The 21,889-nt window shown below is 52.0% G+C and carries 17 protein-coding genes; 11 read left to right on the top strand and 6 right to left on the bottom strand.

The genetic code is table 11. The features are described from left to right. Positions 1 to 100: 100 nt before the first annotated feature. The 4 genes from nadC to JXO50_06085 all read left to right on the top strand — a co-directional run bounded on the left by nadC (position 101) and on the right by JXO50_06085 (position 3,280). The gene (gene nadC, locus JXO50_06100) at positions 101 to 952 is read left to right on the top strand and encodes a carboxylating nicotinate-nucleotide diphosphorylase (GenBank protein MBN2332661.1); all 852 of its coding nucleotides are present in this window, start codon (positions 101 to 103) and stop codon (positions 950 to 952) included. Positions 953 to 1,193: 241 nt separating this feature from the next. After that, the gene (locus JXO50_06095) at positions 1,194 to 1,961 is read left to right on the top strand and encodes a biotin--[acetyl-CoA-carboxylase] ligase (protein ID MBN2332660.1); all 768 of its coding nucleotides are present in this window, start codon (positions 1,194 to 1,196) and stop codon (positions 1,959 to 1,961) included. A gap of 5 nt (positions 1,962 to 1,966) precedes the next feature. Then, positions 1,967 to 2,734 carry a type III pantothenate kinase gene (locus JXO50_06090; GenBank protein ID MBN2332659.1) on the top strand — a complete coding sequence of 256 codons (768 nt, stop codon included), beginning with the start codon at positions 1,967 to 1,969 and terminating at the stop codon, positions 2,732 to 2,734. A 111-nt stretch (positions 2,735 to 2,845) separates the two neighbouring features. Further along, positions 2,846 to 3,280: an Rrf2 family transcriptional regulator gene (locus JXO50_06085; GenBank protein MBN2332658.1), complete on the top strand. Its 435-nt coding sequence runs from the start codon at positions 2,846 to 2,848 to the stop codon at positions 3,278 to 3,280. A 309-nt stretch (positions 3,281 to 3,589) separates the two neighbouring features. Here JXO50_06085 and mutS read toward each other — a convergent pair whose 3' ends face one another. From mutS to purH, 6 genes are all read right to left on the bottom strand, one after another. Beyond that, positions 3,590 to 6,265, bottom strand: coding sequence for a DNA mismatch repair protein MutS (mutS, locus tag JXO50_06080; GenBank protein MBN2332657.1), 2,676 nt, complete (start codon positions 6,263 to 6,265; stop codon positions 3,590 to 3,592). Positions 6,266 to 6,391: 126 nt separating this feature from the next. Further along, on the bottom strand, positions 6,392 to 7,408 hold the full coding sequence (locus JXO50_06075; GenBank protein ID MBN2332656.1) for a thiamine biosynthesis protein: 1,017 nt from the start codon (positions 7,406 to 7,408) through the stop codon (positions 6,392 to 6,394). Beyond that, positions 7,405 to 8,031, bottom strand: coding sequence for a threonylcarbamoyl-AMP synthase (locus JXO50_06070; protein ID MBN2332655.1), 627 nt, complete (start codon positions 8,029 to 8,031; stop codon positions 7,405 to 7,407). Before JXO50_06070 ends, JXO50_06075 begins: the two co-directional genes overlap by 4 nt. A gap of 19 nt (positions 8,032 to 8,050) precedes the next feature. Further along, on the bottom strand, positions 8,051 to 8,563 hold the full coding sequence (gene purE, locus JXO50_06065; protein MBN2332654.1) for a 5-(carboxyamino)imidazole ribonucleotide mutase: 513 nt from the start codon (positions 8,561 to 8,563) through the stop codon (positions 8,051 to 8,053). Positions 8,564 to 8,627: 64 nt separating this feature from the next. Next, positions 8,628 to 9,908: a phosphoribosylamine--glycine ligase gene (gene purD / locus JXO50_06060; GenBank protein ID MBN2332653.1), complete on the bottom strand. Its 1,281-nt coding sequence runs from the start codon at positions 9,906 to 9,908 to the stop codon at positions 8,628 to 8,630. Between the two features lie 116 nt (positions 9,909 to 10,024). Beyond that, complete coding sequence (gene purH, locus JXO50_06055; protein MBN2332652.1) at positions 10,025 to 11,602, bottom strand: bifunctional phosphoribosylaminoimidazolecarboxamide formyltransferase/IMP cyclohydrolase; 1,578 nt, start codon at positions 11,600 to 11,602, stop codon at positions 10,025 to 10,027. A gap of 332 nt (positions 11,603 to 11,934) precedes the next feature. Between purH and amrS the strand changes: the two genes are divergently transcribed. The 7 genes from amrS to JXO50_06020 all read left to right on the top strand — a co-directional run bounded on the left by amrS (position 11,935) and on the right by JXO50_06020 (position 21,885). Next, positions 11,935 to 12,945, top strand: a complete 1,011-nt coding sequence (gene amrS, locus JXO50_06050; protein MBN2332651.1) for an AmmeMemoRadiSam system radical SAM enzyme — start codon at positions 11,935 to 11,937, stop codon at positions 12,943 to 12,945. Between the two features lie 350 nt (positions 12,946 to 13,295). After that, complete coding sequence (locus JXO50_06045) at positions 13,296 to 15,038, top strand: GAF domain-containing protein (protein MBN2332650.1); 1,743 nt, start codon at positions 13,296 to 13,298, stop codon at positions 15,036 to 15,038. A gap of 50 nt (positions 15,039 to 15,088) precedes the next feature. Continuing rightward, positions 15,089 to 16,516, top strand: a complete 1,428-nt coding sequence (locus JXO50_06040; protein ID MBN2332649.1) for a sigma-54-dependent Fis family transcriptional regulator — start codon at positions 15,089 to 15,091, stop codon at positions 16,514 to 16,516. After that, the gene (locus JXO50_06035; GenBank protein ID MBN2332648.1) at positions 16,513 to 17,922 is read left to right on the top strand and encodes a sigma-54-dependent Fis family transcriptional regulator; all 1,410 of its coding nucleotides are present in this window, start codon (positions 16,513 to 16,515) and stop codon (positions 17,920 to 17,922) included. Before JXO50_06040 ends, JXO50_06035 begins: the two co-directional genes overlap by 4 nt. Positions 17,923 to 18,074: 152 nt before the next feature. After that, on the top strand, positions 18,075 to 18,668 hold the full coding sequence (locus JXO50_06030) for a polysaccharide biosynthesis/export family protein (GenBank protein MBN2332647.1): 594 nt from the start codon (positions 18,075 to 18,077) through the stop codon (positions 18,666 to 18,668). Between the two features lie 50 nt (positions 18,669 to 18,718). Continuing rightward, the gene (locus JXO50_06025) at positions 18,719 to 20,008 is read left to right on the top strand and encodes an outer membrane beta-barrel protein (GenBank protein ID MBN2332646.1); all 1,290 of its coding nucleotides are present in this window, start codon (positions 18,719 to 18,721) and stop codon (positions 20,006 to 20,008) included. A gap of 269 nt (positions 20,009 to 20,277) precedes the next feature. After that, positions 20,278 to 21,885 (top strand): hypothetical protein, encoded by a 1,608-nt coding sequence (locus JXO50_06020; GenBank protein ID MBN2332645.1) that lies wholly within the window; start codon positions 20,278 to 20,280, stop codon positions 21,883 to 21,885. Positions 21,886 to 21,889: the final 4 nt, after the last annotated feature.

The following is a 21,889-nucleotide window of genomic DNA, read 5'->3' as shown; positions in this document are numbered from 1 at the left end:
TTATGGTATATAGCATCCCGTTTCGCAAGCGAAAAGTTTTGCTCCGCCGACGGCTGGTTGAGGCTCGCCATGGTTGACTGAGCGCAGCAGTAAAGGAGGGATGATGTTTACCACCGAGCAGCTGATAAAATTGGCCCTGGCAGAAGATCTCGGCAGCGGCGATATGACGACTTTGACCACTGTTCCGGCCGGTTCAACAGCAACCGCAACGCTGACCTTCAAGGAGAACGCGGTGGTTGCCGGGTTGGAAATGATGGCGTTGGTGTATCGCACCCTTGATGCTTCCCTGAAGATTGACTTTCTGGTTTGTGAAGGGGATCCGGTTGATAGGGGAACCGATGTTGCCCGAGTAACCGGTTGCAGTGCTTCCCTGCTGATGGGCGAGCGGGTGGCGCTCAATTTTTTCCAGCATTTAAGCGGCATCGCCACCCTCACCCGGCAGTATGTCGACCGGATTGCCGAGTTTCACGCTGCGGTTGTCGATACTCGCAAGACCACCCCCGGCTGGCGGACGTTGGAGAAATATGCTGTTCAGGTGGGGGGTGGCAAAAATCACCGGATGGGCCTTTTTGACGGGATTATGATTAAGGATAATCACATCAAGGCGGCCGGTTCCATCACCAAGGCGGTGCAGCAGGCCCGCCGGCTTGCTCCACACACGTTGCGGGTCGAGGTTGAGGTTGAGAATCTGGAACAACTGGAGGAGGCGTGCCGGGCCGGGGCGGAGATTATTCTGCTTGACAATATGGCGGTCGAATTGATGCAACAGGCAGTCGACAGCACCCGGCAGTCCTACCCCGGAGTATTGCTGGAAGCCTCGGGGGGCATCACCCTGGACACAATAGCTCCGGTGGCTGCCACCGGTGTTGATTTTATCTCGGTGGGTGCATTGACCCATTCGGCCCGGGCCATCGATATCAGTATGAACATTGTTTCCTGCGACCATGGCTGAAGACGGATCCTTTTCCATCATGGACGGTATTCAGCCAGGAATGAGACCGGGGCTGTGCCGGTCGGTCCGGGAATGATTGATGGCTTCGTAACAACTCCATCTTCTTCGTTAAGCTGCAACCTTCGTCACTGCGGCGTACCTTCTGTATGCCTCATTCCTCAGGTTTTGCTTACCTCAAATATGGAGCTGTTACTGTGCCATCCGGTTTTCAAAGTTTTTTGCCAGTTGTTACGAGTTTATCATGATTGGTTGCCGGAGAATTCATCTGCCAACGGTTGATTCCACCAACAGCTACGCCTGGCAGCAGGCCGTTCAGGGGGCGGAGCATGGTCTCGTGGTGGTGGCCGATCAGCAGACCGGCGGTCGGGGGCGCCGGGGGCGTTGGTGGATTTCCCCTCCTGATACCAACTTGGCTTTTTCCCTGGTTTTACGTCCCCCACTGCCGGCTGATAAAGTGCCCCTGTTGTCGTTGGTGGCGGCCGGCGGGGTGCTTTCCAGTCTTCAGGACGATGTTGCGGACTTATGGCTGAAATGGCCTAATGACATCTACTGTGGCCGGCAAAAAATGGCCGGTATCCTGGCGGAAGCCAGCATCAGGGGTTCTGCGGTTGATTTTGTTGTTGTCGGCATCGGTCTTAATGTCAATTGTGAAAGGAATGATTTTCCTGAACCCTTGCAACCAACGGTTACCTCCATGCGCCAGGCGGCGGGAAGGCAGTTTTCGCTGGTCAGTGTTCTGGAGAACCTGTTGCGCCAGGTGGATGTCTGGTATGGACGCTATGTTCATGGCGGATTTTCCGGGCAGCTCCACCACTATCTTGCCAGCCATTGTTATCTGACCGGCAAACGGGTTGCAGTCGATGTTGGTGGTGCCATCATTGAGGGAACTGCGGAAGGAATTGATGCGCAGGGTTGCCTGCTCGTTACTGATGATCATGGTTGCTGCCGACAGGTGGCGGCTGGTGAGGCAACAATTGTAGCAATGGATCATATGAAGAAAGGTGAGTAGAGAAGATGATTCTTGTTGTTGATGTGGGCAATACCAATACGGTCCTCGGTTTGTTCCGGGATCGGCAGCTGATCCGCAGCTGGCGGGTGGCAACCAATTTTTCCCGTACCGAGGATGAATACGGCATCCTGTTTAATAACCTTTTTTCATACAGTTCCATCAATTCATCAGAGATCAGGGGGATGAGTCTTGCTTGTGTCGTGCCGCCCATGCTGGATCTGATGGTCAGTATGGCCAAAAAATATCTGCATCTAAAACCGCTGGTGGTGGGACCGGGAATCAAGACCGGCATGCCGATCATGCTGGATAACCCCCGGGAGATCGGTGCTGATCGGATTGTCAATGCCGTGGCTGCCTATCAGCAGCACAAACAGTCGCTGGTGGTGATAGATTTTGGTACGGCCACTACTTTTGACTGTGTTTCTGCCAAGGGTGAATACCTTGGCGGTATCATTGCTCCCGGTTTGCAGATTTCCATTGAAGCATTATTCCAGCGGGCTTCAAAATTGCCGCGGGTGGAGATGATTCGCCCGCGGGAGGTGGTGGGCAAAAACACGGTGCACAGCATGCAGTCAGGTATTGTCTATGGTTATCTGTCGCTGGTGGAGGGACTGGTAAGTCGAATTTCCCATGAATTGCAAACCGAGCCGCTGGTGATTGCCACCGGTGGTTTGGCTCCTTTGATTGCCAGGGAAACAGCTACCATTGATCAGGTGGATGAATTGTTGACCCTTGACGGATTATTGTATTTATACGAGCTGAACCGATCGTAACGATTATGGTTTGTGATTGCGAGAGGTTATGAAAAGCATATTTTTATCCTTGACATTTATGTTTTTCTTTTGTAGTTTGGACAAAAATAATTAAAAAGGTTCGGTTATCGTATGAAGCTTACCAGAGCAGCAGATTATGCCATCCGTGGGGTTGTGTATATGGCCATGCAGCCGGAGGGTGCTGTCGTTGTGATTCCTGAAATTGCCCGTGAGATGACCATTCCCGTAGGTTTTCTGGCCCGTATTTTTCAGAGTTTAAGCCGGGCTGGTATTGTTATCTCCCATCGTGGGAAAAAAGGCGGTTATTCTCTCACCAGAAATGCTGCCTCCCTGACCCTTAAAGATGTTATTGAGGCCGTGGAAGGGAACATTTCCTTAAATATCTGCCTCGATGGTTTCAATGAGTGTGACCGGATGACCTTTTGTTCCATCCGGACTCATTTGGCAGCTATTCAGCGGGTCCTGGTGGAAAATCTGGAGAAATATGATTTTGCCACCCTGGCAAAAGAAGAAAAAGCCAGTCGTGAGGCCCTGAAGAGCCCATAACGTCCCATTCCCTTCTGTAGCTCCTTCCCCTGTTTGTTGTTGTCCGCGGATTCCATGATTAATGGTTTTGTAACAACTCCATCTTCTTCATTAAGTTGTAACCTACTTCATTGCGGCGTCTCTTCTGTATACCTCATGCCTTAGGCTTTGCATCCTTAAGGCACAAGCCCGCCTCGCATCAGTTGTTACAGTGCCATCCGGTTTTCAACGCTTTTTACCGTTGTTGGCAAGTTCATCATGATTGTTGAGAGCTTTTGCAAAAAAACCACGACCGCAAAAGCGCTGATCATGGTCGCAAAAGCTTTTTCCTCACAGCAATTGTTTTATCTTATCCAGAATAGTCAGTGCCCTTATTGGTGTGGTGCGGTTGATATCCGTTTTTTTGAGCAGTTGCCGGGCCTGTTCGACAGCTTCCAGATCGAAAGGAATTTCAGAGGTAAAGGGTTCCAGCATGGGCAGATAGGAGGTCGGTTCGGCGACTGCCGGTTCACTGATTCCCGCTGGCCGCGGTTGACCCTCGGCGGAAAACTCTGCCTGTTCAAGATTGGCAAGGATTTTCTGTGCCCGGCTTATCAGCGATGCCGGCAGCCCGGCTAGTTTGGCCACCTCGATACCGTAGCTGCGGTTGGTGGCTCCCGGCAGTATCTGCCGGAGAAAAACAATGCCGTCATCCTGTTGTTTGATGGCAACATTATAGTTTTTGATTCTTTTTTTGGTCAGTGCCAGTTCGGTGAGTTCATGGTAGTGGGTGGCAAATAGCGTTAAGCCGGCAGTGTGGTCATGAATGTGTTCAGCCACCGCCCAGGCGATACTGACGCCGTCAAAGGTGCTGGTTCCCCGGCCGATTTCATCCAGAATGATCAGACTTTTTACCGTTGCATTGTTGATGATCTGGGCAGTTTCAGTCATTTCAACCATAAAGGTTGACAGGCCGCGGCTGAGGTTGTCGGCTGCTCCCACCCGAGTGAAAATCTGGTCAAAAATCGGCATGGTTGCCCCCGTAGCAGGGATGTAGCTGCCTATCTGAGCCATAAGGGCGATAACGCCATTCTGGCGGAGAAAGGTTGATTTGCCGGCCATGTTGGGCCCGGTGATGATCCATATCTGTTCTTTGCCGCCATCAAGACTGCAGTCATTGGGGATAAACCGTTCCTGCCGGTTGATCGCCTCAATGGTGGGATGGCGGCCATCGGTAATCTGCAGTGCCTGGCGGGAAGCGTCAATAACCGGCCGGCAATAGTCCTGCTCATCGGCGACCTCCGCCAGACTGGTGAGGCAGTCAAGCATTGCCAGTTGCAGGGAGTTGTGCTGAATCTGTTCCACTTCGGCCGCCGCCTGCCGGCGAAGGTCGCAAAAAAGTTCATATTCCAGCGCGACAATTTTTTCCTCCGCGCCAATAATCTTTTCCTCATACTCCTTCAATGTTGGGGTGATGTAGCGGTCGGCATTGGCGAGGGTCTGCTTGCGCAGGTAATTGACCGGCACCAAGTCGCGGTTGCGGTGGGTAACCTCGATGTAATAGCCGAATACCCGGTTATAGCGGATCTTCAAGCCGTTGATTCCTGTCCGCTCCTTCTCCTCCCGCTCCAGCTGGAGAATCCATTCACGACCCCGGCTCCTGATCAGCTTCAGGTCATCAAGATCGGTGTTGATCCCGGGCCTGATAAGATTCCCCTCCTTGATGCTGATCGGTTGATCTTCAAGCAGGGTTGTTTCAATGGCCAGGATCAGTGGTGCCAGTTCATGGAGGCCGGTGACAATGTCCTCCAGCATTGGCGGCAGTCCTGCCGTTTCCGTCAGCAGGGATTTGATCCGGGGAACGATGGCGAGGGAATCCTTCAGGCTAATAAGGTCGCGGCCGTTGGCGTTGAGCGAGGCAAGTTTGCCTCCGAGGCGCTCAAGATCATAAATCTGCTTCAGTTTTTCCTGCAGTTTATGGCGGCTGATTTTTTCTTCCACCAGCAGCTGGATCGCATCAAGGCGGCGCTCAATCTTTTCTTGCACAAGCAGGGGATAGAGCAGCCATTGTTTTAACAGCCGGCTGCCCATGGCTGTCTGGCAGCGGTCGAGGAGTCCAAAAAGGCTGCCGTTTTTTTTCCGTTCATGAATGGTGTGTAGCAGTTCCAGGTTAATGATTGTCTGTTTGTCAAGATGCATGTAACTGGAAGTATGGTAGACCTGTAACCGATTGATATGCGCCAGAGGCTGCTGCCTCTGGGTTTCCTGGACGTAGGCCAGCGCGGCGCCGGCGGCCATGATGCCGGCTCTAAGTTCCCGAGCGCCGAAACCGTCGAGGGAAAGGGTGTTGAACTGCTGGCACAGGCGTTCCCTAGCGGCATCATGATGAAAGGTGGGGTAGAGCGCTTTTCTGGTCAAGTGAAGATCGGGGAATTCTCTGGTCAGGGTCAACTGCCAGGGGTGATCCGCATGATCTTCTGCCAGCAACAGTTCCCGGGGGGAGACTTTTGCCAGTTCATCCAGCAGTTCATTGAGCGTGGCGGTTTCCGTTGCCTGGAATGAACCGGTGGTAATATCCAGAGTTGCCAGGCCGAATATCTCATGATCAAGGGCTACGGCGGCCAGATAGTTGTGCTGGTCGGCTGCCAGGGCATGTTCTTCAAAGCTGATCCCCGGCGTGATGACTTTGGTAACCTCCCTCTTGACCAGCCCTTTGGCTTCTTTGGGGTCCTCCATCTGGTCACAGATGGCGACCTTGCAACCGGCGGCAGTGAGGATGGAGAGATATTCGCCGGCGGCATGGTGGGGAAACCCGCACATGGGTATGGGGTGGTCATCCTTTTTATTACGGCTGGTGAGGGTTATCTTCAAAAGCTTGGCAGCTTGGATCGCATCATCAAAAAACATCTCGTAGAAATCACCCATCCGGTAAAAGAGAATTTTATCTGGATGCTCCTTTTTGATTTGCAGGTATTGCCGGAGCATGGGGGTAAGTTTGGCTGGCCGGGAGGTGGTGTTATTCGGCATGAATGATCCTCAGTTGGTCTGGATTGTTGCAGGTAATGATGGGTGTCCCATGGGGGAGCACCGGTTGATTCATTCAGGCATACGATGGCAATGTCAGCGAAAGTGGCTATTGGGAGAAGGTTGCACTCAAGATGCTTCTGCCGTTTCCGGTCGTAAGGGTGAAAGACGGAAGCGACCGGATGTTTTTCCTTGTGTCCAGGAGATCGTCACTTCCGGTTGATTTCTGGCTTTGCTGTGCTGGACCAGCAAAGCTCCAGCTTGTTGCAGCTGCAGGTGGTCACCGGTGAAGAATCCCACCGGCCCGGGCATTTCTACAAGTTTAAGGATGATATCAGCGGCCGTGGCCAAGGAGAGTAGTTGCTGGTTTTCGTTTTTATTTCTGCCGACCGCCAGAAACGTTCCAGCCGCGAATGGGTAGAAACGGCCATATTTCAATACCTCTACTTCACGGGCAGCCGGTTGGTGGCCGGCGGCATAGAGCGATTGTATCCGTCGGGCAAAGGCCGGGTCTGTAAGCAGGCAGCCACCGGCCGGGGTCGGGAAATCGGTTATTCCCAGTTCAGCAGCCAGCATCAGCTGTTGTTTGCGGCCGCGGCCGGAAAAGTCATAGAGGAGGGTACGATCGACCAGACCCGTCTGTTCGGCCACTGTTTCCTTGAGCAGCCGGGCTGAGAGCGGCCGCAGGAGCATGCCGTCGGTGTCGGAATCCCGTTCAATGATCCGCATGGTATCCCGCCGTTGGGAAAAGGGCCGCTGTCCCAGAACTTCACCGGTGACAATACAGCCGGCGCCCCACTGTTTGGCATAGGTTTTTGCTTTTTGGACCATGAGTATTTTGCAGTCAATGCAGGGATTGAAATTTTTCCCGTAGCCATGGGGTGGTGCCTCCAGCAAGGTGAGGAAGTCACTGCTGATGTCGACAACACATAGGGGGATCCGGTAGCGTTGCTTGATCAGCCTGATAAATTCATCCTCCCGTCCCCTGATGTCATTGTTGAAAAATGGTGTAGTAAAATAAAGCCCCTGGACGGCAAGGTGTTGCCGTTGCAATACCTTGACTGCCAAAATGCTGTCAAGGCCGGTGGAGAAGAGGGCAACAGCCTGGGGGTTGGCAATCGGGATGCCATGGATAAGAGTCGTCATCGGTATAAGCTGTCTGAAAAGGGTATGGTGCCCGCCCTAATCAGGCGGGGAAGTGGTTCGGAAACATCAATAATGGTCGATGGCTGTTCTCCCGGACACCTGCCACCGTTAATGGCCAAATCAATCTGGTTAACCAGCCCGGAGCTGAGGTCGGTGAACGACGAGACCGCCGGTGCCGCACTCAGGTTGGCACTGGTGGCGATCAGGGGGACCTCAAGCTTTTGGAAAAGCTGCTGGACAAGAGGGTGGGAAGAGACCCGAACGGCAATTTTTTGCTCAACGCTCACCACTCCAGCCGGTAGGCCCGGTCGGGCAGCAAAGATAAGGGTTAAAGGTCCAGGCCAGCAGCGCTCCATAAGTTTCTGAGCCAGGGGGGTGATTTCGGTTGCCAGGGATAAGAGCATCGGTAAGCCGGCAATCAGCACGGGAAACGGTTTGTGTTGCTGACGACCTTTCAGTTGAAAAACGGCATTCGCTACTTGCTTGTTGAGGGCGTTGCCGCCAAGTCCGTAAAATGTTTCAGTGGGGAAAATCAGCAGCTTGCTATCAATGATGGCCTGGCGGATCTGTTTGAGAAAAACCCCTTCCCGGCCAGCCGGGAAGGGGTAGACAATGTTCTTCATGAATGCCCGGAGATAGTTTTTATATGCAATTAATCTGTTGCTGGAGTTTTTTGTCTTTTGTTTCTACGGTAGCAACCATGGTTTGTCGATAGGCCAGCAGGTCTGCCGCAAGGCGCTTGTCTGCCAAAGCCAGGATCTGGATTGCCAGCAGGGCACTGTTGGTGGCTCCCGCCTTACCGATGGCCATTGTTGCCACCGGAATTCCGGCCGGCATTTGAACCGTGGCCAGCAGGGCGTCCATGCCCTGGAGGGAGGTGGCATTGAGCGGGACCCCGATTACCGGCAGGGTGGTATGGGCGGCCACAACTCCGGCCAGATGCGCGGCGGCGCCGGCCCCGGCAATGATGACCTGGCAGCCCTTTTTTGCTGCTTCATTAACCAGGGTTACGGTTCGTTCGGGCGTTCGGTGAGCAGAGGTGACCCTGGTCAGATGGGGGACGGAAAACTGCCGCAGGATGCGGGAGGCTTCAGCCATTATCTCCCAGTCGGAATCACTGCCCATAATAATCAGAACATTATAGATGTCAGTCATTGGTCTATTCTGCGGGCCTAGGGGTTGAAAGGTTGCCTTTTTGGCAGTGAATGGAAAGTGAACGCTACCTCAGCCTTTTCAAGGCCTTTTGACCAATATCCTTGCGGTACTGAGCGCCAGGCCAGGAGATCTTTTCAACCGTCCGGTAACAGAGGTTAATGGCTTTGGGAATTGTTGGTCCAAGGGCGGTAACCCCCAGAACCCGACCACCATTATTGACCACTTGTCCTTCTTCATTCATGGTGGTGCCGGCATGAAAAACCATCACGTCGTCAAGGTCTTCAGCTGTGCTGAGCCCGGTGATCACTCTGCCCTTTTCATAGGAGCCCGGGTAGCCTTCAGAAGCCATGACTACACAGACCGCCGGCCGTTCATCCCAGGCAACCATGGTTTTTGCCAGGTGGCCGGTGATGCAGGCTTCAAGAATAGGTACCAGATCACTTTTCAGTCGCATGAGCAGCGGCTGAGCTTCGGGGTCGCCGAACCGGGCATTGAACTCAAGCACCCGTGGGATACCCTCCTTGATCATCAGGCCGGCATAGAGCACTCCGCGATATTTTCTTCCTTCAGCAGCCATCCCTTTGACGGTGGGAATCATAATATCATTCATGATCCGGCGGAAAAGGCCGTCAGTAATCACCGGTGCGGGTGAATAGGCTCCCATGCCGCCGGTATTCGGCCCCCGATCACCGTCAAAGATCGGTTTGTGGTCCTGAGAGGTAACCATGGGAATGACAATGTCACCATCGGTGAAAACCAGAAAAGAGGCTTCCTCTCCTTCGAGAAACTCTTCGATAACCACTCTGTTGCCCGCTTCACCAAAGGCTTTTTTGCGCATGATCATATGGACGGCATCTTCTGCTTCCTCCACCGTCTGGGCCACCACCACCCCTTTGCCGGCTGCCAGGCCATCGGCCTTCACCACTATGGGAGCCCCTTTGCTATAGATATACTCAATGGCATCATCAATGTTATCGAATGAAGCAAAGTAGCCGCTGGGGATGTTGTATTGCTGCAGCAGGTTTTTGCAGAACGTTTTACTGCCTTCAATTTCCGCCGCCAGCTTACTGGGGCCGAAAATTTTCAGATTGTGTTCGCTGAACCGATCCACTATCCCTTCGGTGAGGGGTTTTTCCGGGCCGACAACTGTCAGACTGATCTCCTCTTCCAGGGCAAATTTCAACAAACCATCAATGTCATTTGCCTTGATGGGGAGGCATGTCGCCAGCTGAGCAATTCCGGCGTTGCCGGGGGCACAGAAGATACGTGACACCTTGTTGCTCTGGGCAATTTTCCAGATCAGTGCATGTTCCCGGCCTCCACCGCCAACGACAAGAATTTTCATCTTTATCCCCTTTTCCGGAAGTATGGTTAGCAATAGATTTTTACCGGCAGATCCATGGTGCCGGTGAAAAGGTCACAGTGCTAGTTCGTGCCGCACAAGATGGGTGCAGCATAATCCTAATGCTTGAAATGCCGAGTTCCGGTAAAGACCATTGCCATATTATGCTCGTTGACCGCCGCAATGGCTTCATCATCGCGGGCTGATCCGCCGGGTTGAATGATGGCCGTAGCACCGGCTTTGGCTGCTGCATCGATGCCATCCCGGAAAGGAAAAAAGGCATCCGAGCCAACCACCGTGCCGGCAGTGTCGCTCAGAGCTTTCATGACCGCGATGTTGACCGAATCTACCCGACTCATCTGCCCCGCCCCAACGCCCACCAGTTGATTATGCCGGGCAAAGACGATGGCATTGGATTTTACATGCTTGCTGATTTTCCAGGCAAAAAGAAGGTCGACCAATTCCTGTTCGCTAGGCTGGCGCTGGGAAACCGTCCGCCATTCTGATGGCGGGGTCAGCAGCAGATCGCGATCTTGAAGCAGTAAACCGCCGACCACCTTTTTGAATTCCAGTCTGCCACTGCCAGCCTTTGCTCCCAAGGGGGCCTTGAGCAGCCGCAAGGCATCTTTTTTGCCGAGTACGGCCAGTGCCTCGGGAGAATAATCAGGGGCGATGACCGCTTCCATGAACGTGCTGGCAATCTCTTCAGCCGTTTCCCGATCAACGGGAATGTTGAACGCGGCAATGCCGCCAAAGGCCGACACCGGATCGCAGGCCCGTGCCTGGCAATAGGCTTCCACCAGGTTGCCGTCCGGCGACTGGGCTGCACCGCACGGATTGTTATGTTTGATGACCACGGCCGCGGTGGTGGAGAATTCCTTTACCAGTTCAAAGGCGGCGTTGCTGTCGAGAATGTTATTGAAGGAGAGCTCCTTGCCTTGTAACTGGATGGCACTGCCGATGCAGGGTTCGGTGACGGCCAGGTCGTGGTAAAATGCCGCTTTCTGGTGTGGATTTTCGCCGTAACGAAGGTCCTGGACCTTCAATCCCTGATAGGTGAATGTTTCGGGAAAAACCAGCCGGTCTTCCGGTTGGCAGTCAAGTTCCGGATAGGTGCCGAGGTAGTTTGAGATGGCAGCGTCATAACGTGCCGTGGCCTGAAAGACTTTCTTTGCCAACCGGAAATTGGTCGTTGACGAAACCCCGCCGTTTTCCGCCTTCATCTCATCCAGCACTGCTCGGTAGTCGTCAGGATCAATGACAACCGTCACATCGCGGAAATTTTTGGCCGCCGATCGCAGCATGGTGGGACCGCCAATGTCGATATTTTCAATTGCATCTGCAAACGAACAGTCCGGCTTGGCAACGGTTGCTTCAAAGGGATAAAGATTGACAACCACCAGATCAATGGGGTCGATACCATGGGCGGCCATTTTTTCCCGATGTTGCGGCAGGTCCCGCCGTCCCAGCAGGCCCCCGTGGACTTTCGGATGCAGGGTTTTGACCCGGCCGTCCAGCATCTCAGGAAAGCCGGTGTACTCTGAAACGTCAGTGACCGAAATTCCTTGATCCCGTAGCAGTTTTGCCGTGCCGCCGGTTGAGAGAATATCAACATTGTAGTTTGTCAAACCCCTGGCAAAATCAACGATTCCTTCCTTGTCGGAAACGCTGATCAGGGCTTTTCTGATCGTTGCCATAGATAACTCCTTTAATGAAAATTATTGGCTCAAATACATAACGTAAACAGGCTGGGAATGCAATAGAAAACCGTTTTCCCTTCGTTGTCTCATGTCGCTGCCACCGGAGAAAACGGGAAAAAAGCGTATGAAATGAGATGGATATGACTGTCTGCTGCCGGTGTGAACCGGCATCGGACGTGGATGTGGCGGCTGGTGGCGAGGAGAGGGGCAATGTTGACAAGGGCGCATAATCCGGTTAGGCTTTTGGGGCATAAGGTAAAAGACAAAAGATAAAACAAAGGCAAACAACTGCTGGTTGACGAGGCGGCAGTGGTCCGTGAGGTAACCGTATGAAAGAAGCAATGCTGTATGAACAGTTGGCTGAAAACCGGGTGAAATGCCATCTTTGTGCCCATGAATGTCGCCTGGCTGACGGTAAGCGGGGGGTGTGCGGGGTTCGGGAAAACCGCAATGGCGTTTTGTATTCCCTGGTCTATGATAAGATTATTGCCTCCCATGTCGATCCCATCGAAAAAAAGCCCCTTTACCATGTTCTGCCGGGCAGTCTGAGCTATTCCATTGCCACCCCCGGCTGTAACTTCCGCTGCCGTCATTGTCAGAATTATGAGATTTCCCAGATGCCCCATGATCGTGATATTCTGTTGGGTGAACAGAAAAGTCCCCAGGAGATTGTGGCGGCGGCGCTCCGGTCTGGTTGTGAAACGGTTGCCTACACCTATACTGAACCCACCGTTTATTTCGAGCTTGCCTATGATACAGCCTGCGAGGCCCGGGCCCGGGGGCTGAAAAATGTTTTTGTTAGCAATGGTTTTATGACCGCCGAGGCTGCTGCTGCCATTGCCCCTTTCCTCGATGCCATTAATATCGATGTGAAAAGCTTCAGTGAGACCTTCTACCGTGAGGTCTGCGGAGCCCGTCTGCAGCCGGTGCTGGATACTATCCGTCGTCTGCACGACCTGGGTGTCTGGATCGAAATTACCACCCTTGTTATTCCCGGTTACAATGATAGCGATGATGAACTGGGCCGGATTGCGGAGTTTGTTTTTTCCGTTTCACCGTCGATTCCCTGGCATGTGACCGGTTTCTATCCAACCTACAAGCTGACTGATGCTCCTCCGACCCCAGTGGTCACCCTGCGGCATGCCCGTCAGATCGGGTTGCAGACCGGGCTGAGGTATGTGTATGAGGGTAATCGCCCCGGAGAAGGGGGGGAGTCGACCACCTGTCATGCCTGCGGCAGCCTGCTGATTGAACGGTATGGTTTCAGCATCCGGAAAAACCGGCTGGAAAATGGCTGCTGTCCTGATTGTCAGGCGCCTGTTGATGGTGTGTTTGCCTAGGGTAACGTCAACGCTGTTGACGCGAAGATTGCATAGCCCCATTTTTCATTGTAACGTGACCTTAAACGGGGTAGTGGGGGTTGTTCCAGAAGTCACCAGCCCCAGCTTTTAGGTCCAGGTCTCGGTTTTTCCTCTGCCTGTATGGCGGACCGCCAGGGAAGGGGCAACAGGCCGCTGAACATGGGTGCAGGTGGTTCCTGGCAGCAGTTCAGCCCGGTATTGCCCCATGGCAGGGCTATGTAAATATTTTCCACTTATGAAATGTGTGGATGAGAAATTTTTTGCTATTTTTATCCTCTTATGGTAGATAACCGGATGTTTTTGAAAGCTTTTTCCTCTTCCACGGTTGGATGTCCGGCAGCGAGGATTCTTTGCAGCACCGTATTGACCTCCAAAAGCAATTGCCCCTGCTTAATCGGGTCGGCAGTTCGTTGCGTCATACCCATGACTTTCCTCAGGTTTGTAAAACGATTGTCAGCGGCATCATTGCTGAAACCGTAGCGGAAAACTGTTCTCTCTACGTGATTGATGCAGCCAGGAAAAGTCTTTATCTTCGAGCTGCCATGGGTCGCCAGGATGCTTCGCCGGTTTTTTTTCATGATGAATTGTCGGATGAGAGCGGTTATTTTCGTTTGGGTGAGGGAATCCTTGGCCGGGCGGCCCTGCAAAAAAGTCCTTTCCTGGTTGAAGATGCCGGCCAGAGCCCTGATTTTCTCCTGATTGCCTCATCTCCCATAACTGTTAAATCGCTGTTGTGTGTGCCGATCATTGATGGTGATGAGCTGCTCGGCGGGATTAACCTCAGCCATTCGCAACAGGGTGTTTTCGATGAACAGCTGCAGCGCTCTCTGGAAGTGGTGGCTGACCAGGCTGCCAAAGCGTTGAGGAATTCCCTGCTGATTATTGAATTGCAGCAGTTCAATCAGCGCCTGGAGCAGGAAGTGGCAAAAGGCTATCGCCGGCTGGCAGATTCGGAGAGGAGGTACCGGTTTCTGGTTGAACAGGCTGCGGATGGCATTGTCACCGTCAAAAATGGTGTTATCGACTATGCCAATCCCCAATTCTGGCGGTTGGCCGGTTATGATGATCCCCCCTCCGACATAGTGCTTGCTGACGTGCTGGATCTGCCCGGCCGGCAGCAGATCATGACTCCCTGCCAATACCTGGAAGCGAGGGAACAGGAGGAAGCCTGCACCCTGCCGGAGTTCCATTTTGAGACACAGTTAAAACATTTCCATAATCTGCCGGTGAAAGTAGAGGTAACCGGCTGCCGGGTATCCGATGCTGAAGGGGTGACCCAGCAGTTTTACGTCAGAGATATCAGCGGCAGGCTGCACCTTGATAAGATGAAAGACACGTTTTTCGCTTCCCTGGTCCATGAACTGAAAAATCCCATCACGGTGATCAACAGTTACCTGCAGATTATGACTGCCGATGCCGCCGGCTATGGAAAAAAGCGGCAGAAAATTATTGTTGATCTGGACAAGACAAGCAAACGTCTGATGGCGTTGCTCAATGATATTCTTACCTATAGCCGACTGAAGTGCGTCCAGCAGGATGTCCGCCTCAAACGTTGGCTGATCAATGATGAAATTTATCGGACGATTGAATATTTCCAGCCCCTGGTGGAAAAAAAGAAGATTACCGTGATTACCGAACTGCAGGCGGGGATGACGCCGTTCCTGTTTGATCGGGAAAAAATTGGTCGGGTGCTGGTTAATCTGATGGATAATGCAATTAAATTTACCCCTGCCGGCGGCAGTCTTACCTGGCGCACGAAGGTGATTGATGTTGCCAGCTCCACGTTTACGCAGCAGTTTTCTGCTGCCGGAGCTGTCCTGCCGCTGGCTGACACGAGAACGGTGAAAGGGGTGAGCGTTTCGCTGGAGGATACCGGTGTCGGCGTGCCAGCAGATAATAGCCAGGTGGTTTTTGATGAATTTTTCACCAGTACCCATGGCGAAGGTACAGGACTGGGGTTGGCTATCAGCCGCAAAATTGTTCAGTGCCACGGTGGGACGATTAGCGCTGAACGTACCTCCCGGGGCAGTAAGTTTATTTTCATGTTGCCTATGCGTCTTGTTGCTGAATAACTGCCCGCCGCAAACCGGGTGTTTTTCCGCAGTTATCTTAATGGTTGGTGATGAAGAAAGAGTCTAAAAATACTGTTCTGGTGGTCGATGACGAGGAGATTATCTGCTCGTGTCTGGTCAACGTACTGGAGGGCAGCGGCTTTCGCGCCAGCATGGCCCATGACGCCGAGCAGGCTTGGGAGAAGCTGGAGCAGGGCCAGTTTGATCTGATTCTCCTTGACATCATGCTGCCGGGTATTGACGGAGTTACATTGCTGCGTCGGGTTTCCAAGCGTTTTCCCCATTTGCCGGTGGTCATGCTATCCGCTCTTGATCGTTCAGATGTGGTGGTTGAAGCCATGCAGGCCGGGGCTTGGGATTATGTTAAAAAGCCCTTTGATAACAGTGAGCTGCTGATTACCATCGAGAATGTGCTGGCGGAAAAACGGCTCAAAGATGAGCGTGAGGATTTGCAGGCCCGCTTGCCCAATAGGGGGCTGCGCAAAATTATTTCCCAAAGTGAATCGATGAAAAGAGTCAAGGAGGTTGTCGAACAGATTGCCGATACGGATGTGACGGTGTTGATCCATGGCGACACGGGGGTTGGTAAAGAGCTGGTTGCCAACCGGATTCACTTCCTGTCAAAGCGGGCTTCCAGTCCGTTTGTTAAAATTAATTGTGCCGCTTTACCGGAAAACTTGCTCGAAAGTGAACTGTTTGGTTTTGAACGGGGTGCTTTTACCGGGGCGTTGCGCAATAAGCCGGGGAAATTTGAACAGGCAGGCCGGGGCAGTATTTTCCTTGATGAGATTGGCGAGATGAGTCTGGCGCTGCAGACCAAGCTTTTACAGGTTTTGCAGGATCGGACATGCTGCCGGTTGGGAGGAACACAGGAGATACCGGTGCGTTGCCGGATTCTCGTAGCTACCAACCGCAATCTGGAAGAGGAGATCGGTCGTGGATTTTTCCGCTCGGATCTGTATTACCGGCTGAACGTAGTGAATATCTATGTCCCATCTTTGAAAAACAGAGTTGATGATATCCCCTTGCTGGTTGATTATTTTCTCAAGAGTTATAATGAGCGCTATGGCAGAAAGCGGAAAATTTCCTACAAGGTCATCGATGAGCTGATGGTCTATGACTGGCCGGGAAATGTGCGGGAGCTGGAAAACTGGATGAGACGATTTGTTATCCTTGGCAGTGGTTCCGGCTGGCAGCAGGAAGAAGGCGGCAAAAAACAGTCGGCGGAATTGCTGCTGCATGATGTGTCGCCGACGGTCAATATTGATCTTCTGCTGGCCCAGAGCGACAGGTTGCCATTGCGCCAGGTGGTTAATGAGATGGTTGCCGCTGACGAGCGTGGCTATCTGTTGAAAATGCTTGAGCGGGCTAATTTCAACAAGAAAAAAGCCGCTGGAATGCTGCAGGTAAGCTACAAGGCTTTTCTATATAAGCTGAAAGCCTGCGGTTTGGATAAGGTAAAATTTAAGGACACATGAAGCAGTCTCCCTCCCCTTGCCGTTTACTCCTGCTGGTTGATGATCCTGTGGTCCAGGGATTGGTGGAAACCATTCTCTGCCGACCGGATTTTGTGGTGTTTCCTTTTCGAGATGTTGGTGATGCTTTGAGTCAGTTGCGCAGTCTGGATACGGACCTTGCCATTATTGATATCTCGTCCCGGAAAAGTGGCGGGGTTGAAATTATTGAGTCCTTCAGGGCCATTAACCGGGAAATTCCGATCATTGCTCTTTCTGTCCATGATTCCGTTGATGTTGTGGTCAAGGCTATGAAATCAGGGGCCGATGATTTTATCAGCAAGCCGTTTGATGCCAATGAATTGAAAATCCGGATTCAAAAGGTGCTGGATCGCAAGGCCCTGTCCCGAGAGGTCAGCAGCAAACGGGCGCAGATGAAAGAGTACGCTCTTTATGACCTGATTTTCGGCTGTTCACGGACCATGGTTCCGATCCGTTCTATTGTTGATCAGGTTGCAGAAACCGATGTGCCCATTATGCTGCGTGGTGAGAGCGGAACGGGCAAAGACCTGCTGGCTAAAGTGATCTATGCCCATTCCTTGAGGTCCCAGGCTGCTTTTGTTAAAGTAAACTGTTCCACTATTCCGTTGGAGCTGGTTGAAAGTGAGTTGTTCGGCTATGAGAAGGGGGCGTTTACCGGTGCCGTGGAACGAAAAATCGGCAAATTTGAAGCCGCCAGTGGCGGAACTATTTATCTTGACGAGATCGGGGAGATCAATCCGGTTCTGCAGTCGAAACTGCTGCAGGTGTTGCAGGATGGCAGTTTTTCACCCCTTGGTTCCGACCGTGATATCCAGGCTGATATGCGGGTTATTTCCGCCACCAACCTCGACTTGGAGCAGGCGGTGGAAAACGGCAGGTTCCGCCGGGACCTCTACTATCGTTTGAAAGTGGTGGAGATTTTTCTGCCGCCTTTGCGAGATCGACTGGAGGATATTCCCCATATTGCCGAATACTTTTTGGATCAGTTTTCCCGCCAGTATAATCGAAAGACAATGGGCTTGAGCCGCCGGTTGCTGCGCCTGCTGTTCAGTTACCAATGGCCCGGGAATGTTCGCGAACTGGAAAACATGATTAAAAGAATTGTCATTTTTGGTGATGAGGCTCCGGCTATTTCAGAAATTTCGGCAAAAAAAAGAGTTGGCCGGGGGCACAAGATAGCCCCCGTTGACGATGATATGGTACAGGAGCTGAAAGTTTTTGAGAAAGAGGCAGCCCGGCGGGCCGAACGCCTGATTATCGAAAAAGTGCTGGCTAAAACCGGTTGGAACCGGGTGAAAACAGCCGAATATCTGAAAATCAGTTATAAGACCTTGCTGACCAAGATCAAAGAGTGCGGCTTGCACCCCGATGGCACGCCACAACCATAATCGTAGTTAGGCAATGGTTGTTGTTTTTTGCCCACCGCTGATGGATTCATGGGTCTTTCGTTTAGTTGAGGTTATTGCTGTGCCATTGATTTTTCGGTTGTTGCGAGTCCATCACATAAGGCATAATCATTTTTGAAAGGGAGTGTGGGAGGATGAAGAAAGTTGCGAGATGTGTGTTGTGTGTCGTTATAGCTGGTTTTCTCATGTCCTGCGTGACAGCAAATTTTCCTGAGCTGACATCGTCGGATCCGCCCATGAGCTTTGCCGATGATCAGTTTATTATTGGGCCGGAAGATGTTTTGCGGGTCGAGGTTTGGAAAGATGCAGAGCTTTCCCGGGAAGTTGCCGTTCGCCCCGACGGATTGGTTACCCTGCCTCTGGTGGGTGATATCAAGGCTGTGGGCTTAAATGTTAAACAGTTGAGCCAAGTGCTGGCCGAACGCTATGCGCAATATCTTGAAACACCAAATGTTTCCGTTTCCTTGACGGCAGTAAACAGCTTCAAAATCTTCATCGTCGGCAAGGTCAATACCCCCGGGGCGTTTACCATTCGCAGCAATACCACGGTGTTGCAGGCTATCTCCATGGCTGGCGGTTTTGCGGAATGGGCAACCACGGATAAGATCATCCTTGTGCGCCAGGAGGGTGAGCAGGAAAAACGCTACCGGATCAACTACGATAGTATTATTGCCGGCCTGTCGCCTGATATTTATTTGCACAAAAACGACCGTTTGATAGTCCAGTAAGGTGACGGTAATGGGGATGCCCAACTATAATTCTGACGAGAGGTAGCTGCATGAAAAAACGATGGATGTTCTCTCTGTTATGCTGTGTGATTTTTTTGTGGAGTCCGACAGCCTCCGCTGAGGTCCAATACCATTTGACCACGAGGCTGACCACTGGGGTGGAATATGATGACAATATCTATCTGGATGCGGATCATGAGAAAGATGACTTTAATGTAACCATCAGTCCAGAGATTGAATGGCGGGCGGAAGCAGAGCATGCTGGATTGTCTTTGGTCTATGCGCCCGGATTCAACGTGTATGAAGATGATAGTTCACTGGACTATGTGTCTCATAGCCTGGCGCTGTCAACCTATTGTCAACCCTATGAAGCAGTTTTGTTTGAGTTTGACAACCATTTTCTCCAGAGTGAGGATCCTCTTGATGACTCCCTGAGGGATTACCGTGACGATGTGGTTCGTGGCTACGATGAGCGCAGCGGCCGGGATACCTACTATCGCAATGATGCCAGCTTCAGAACAACCTATACTTTCGGCGATGGCCGTTTTGTCCGGGCCGGGTACCGTTTCGGCCTCCTGGAAAACGACAACCCTTTGGATGAGGACAGCAAAGAGCATGAGGTCAGCGGCCATTTGGGATTTCGCTTTGATCCGCGGAATTTGGTTGATGTGGACTATGTTTTTGACCGTGGCCTTTTTGATGGTCCTGATGATTTTGTCAGTCAGAGTGGAATGGTTCGTTATACCAGGACGATTACGCCCGCTTTGGATATCTACGGTGAAGTTGGCTATACCGATTTTACCTATGACCGCAGCAGCCTGGACGATGACTATCAGGAGTACGAAGGCAACCTGGGCTTTACCTACCGCTTTTGGGAATTTTATACCCTGGATGTCAGTTATGGCCGCTACGATCGCAACGCCGATGGTGCCGGTGAAGATGCCTCGGGCAACAATTACCACGCAAGCCTGGCAAGAGTTTTTGAACATAAAAGTTTTTCCCTCAGCTTTGATCAAGGCTCGGACGTGGACTACTTTGATGGGAGCAGCAATGGCTATACAGAGTTCTGGCGCCTGCAGGCATCTTTCTCCTACCTGTTTGCCGATCGCTGGACCTTTACCGGCCGGGGGATGGTGGGCAATGATGACTACCAGGATGCCTTGTCAGCCAACGAGGAGGACAGCTATCAGGTGAGTACTTCCTTGTCATACCAGATGTTGCCCTGGTTGTCGGTGATTGTCGAGTATACCTATGATGAAAATGATTCCACTGATGACCTTGATGATTATGTTGATAACCGTATTGCCCTCCGTTTAAGTGGTTCCTGGGATATTTTTTAACTCGGCCGAGTGCCCTGGTTTGCTCTAGAAGCGGCAGGAGGCAAAAGAAGGTTCCTGCCGTTTCTTTGTTGTAAAGAAGGCTCAACTTTTGTTGTCATTTGTCGAATAGGTTAGAGAACCGGATGGTTATAGTTTGCAGAACACGACGCAGCCCCGATTTCGGGGTGTTGGCAGGTATGCTGATCCCGTCCCGGAGTGCGGCAGGTTCTGCAACCGTCTAGGCACTATTGTCGCCAACGTATGGCGGGAACAGCACGCAGGAGCAGGTAATGGCTTTTAGTGATGAGAAACAACAGGTTCAGCTGCAGCAGTATCTGGACCTGTTCTTACGTAATAAATGGTTGATACTTCTACCTTTTGTTCTGTCAACCTTCTGTGCCTTCATTTTTTCCCTGGCAATTCCCAATGTCTACCAGGCATCGACCACCATTCTGGTGGTTCCCCAGAATATTCCCGACAATTACGTCCGGTCGACGGTTCCCAGTGCAGTGGCGGACCGATTGCAGACATTGAGTCAGCAGATAATGAGCCGGACCCGCCTCAAACAGATCATTGATCGTTTTGGTCTCTATCGGGAAGAGGTGGAGAAATCAGCGCCGGAGGAAATTATTGACTTAATGCGTGAGAAAATTGATGTTTCCGTCAACAACCGTTCCCATGCCGGAGTTAATTCCTTTAGCATCAGTTTTCAGAATCCCGATCCGCGCATGGCGATGCAAGTTACCAACGGATTGGCGTCGCTCTACATTGAAGAAAATCTCAAACTGCGTGAACGTCAGGCGCGGGAAACGTCAAATTTCCTTGATCGGGAGCTTGCCAAACTTGAAGAGCAGCTGAGTGAAAAAGAAAGGCTCCTGAGTGATTTTAAGAAAGCCCATATGGGAGAACTGCCGGATCAGCAGGATGCCAACCTGCGATTGCTTGACCGACTGGAACTACAGTATCAGACTTCCAGTGCGGCGCTGGCGGCAGCCAAGGATCGCCAGATCCAACTGCAGCAGCAGTTGGCCCAGTTGAACGCCGCGAATCCGACGGTGGTGGTTGGCGGCCGGCTGATGACAGTTGACCCGGATGTTGCACAGCTGGCGTCGATGAAGGAACAGCTGACGGTCTTGAAAAGTCGCTATACGGACGCTCATCCTGATGTTATCACCCTGTTGCGTGAGATTGCCAAGTTAGAGCAGAAAGTGGCGGAGAAGCAGGCAGCGCAGAAGTCGGTTGTGGTGGGTGATGATACTGACGCCGGGCAAGCCAGCCCGGCATTTATGGAAACGAGTGCGCAGCTGCTAGCAGTGAAACGGGAAATAAGCCAATTGCAGACCGAGCTCACACGTCTGCGCGCTGAAACTCTTACCATAACCGCCAAAGTGGAAAATGCACCGAAGCGTGAAGCAGAACTGGTGGCCCTTACGCGTGATTATGGCAACCTGCACAACAACTACCAGAATTTGCTGGATCGCAAAATCGAGGCACAACTCTCTGAAAATCTGGAAATGCAGCAGCAGGGGGAGCAGTTTAAAGTGCTGGATCCCGCTGAGGTGCCCATTAAGCCGTTCAAACCGGATCGGCGGAAAATTCTCCTGGCTGGCATGGTTTTTGGGTTGGCTCTTGGCGTTGGGTTGGCCTTGTTGCTGGAATTTTCAAAAAAATCATTCAGGTATATTACTGATCTTGAAAGTAGTATCAATTTCCCCGTTCTGGTTACCATCCCCCGGATACTGACCACCCGGGAAATGAGATGGAATAAGATAAAGAATCTAGGTGGTTGTCTCACTCTTGTGGGAGTTGCGGTCATAGCCGGTTATCTGGGATATAAATATTATACCATGACATTTTCCTTTTCGAACTGGTTCCAGAACACCTTTTTCCATCTGTAGAGGC

This window comes from Candidatus Anaeroferrophillus wilburensis, from assembly GCA_016934315.1.
Lineage (GTDB): Bacteria > Desulfobacterota > Anaeroferrophillalia > Anaeroferrophillales > Anaeroferrophillaceae > Anaeroferrophillus > Anaeroferrophillus wilburensis.
This window is presented reverse-complemented; position numbering and strand designations above follow the sequence as displayed.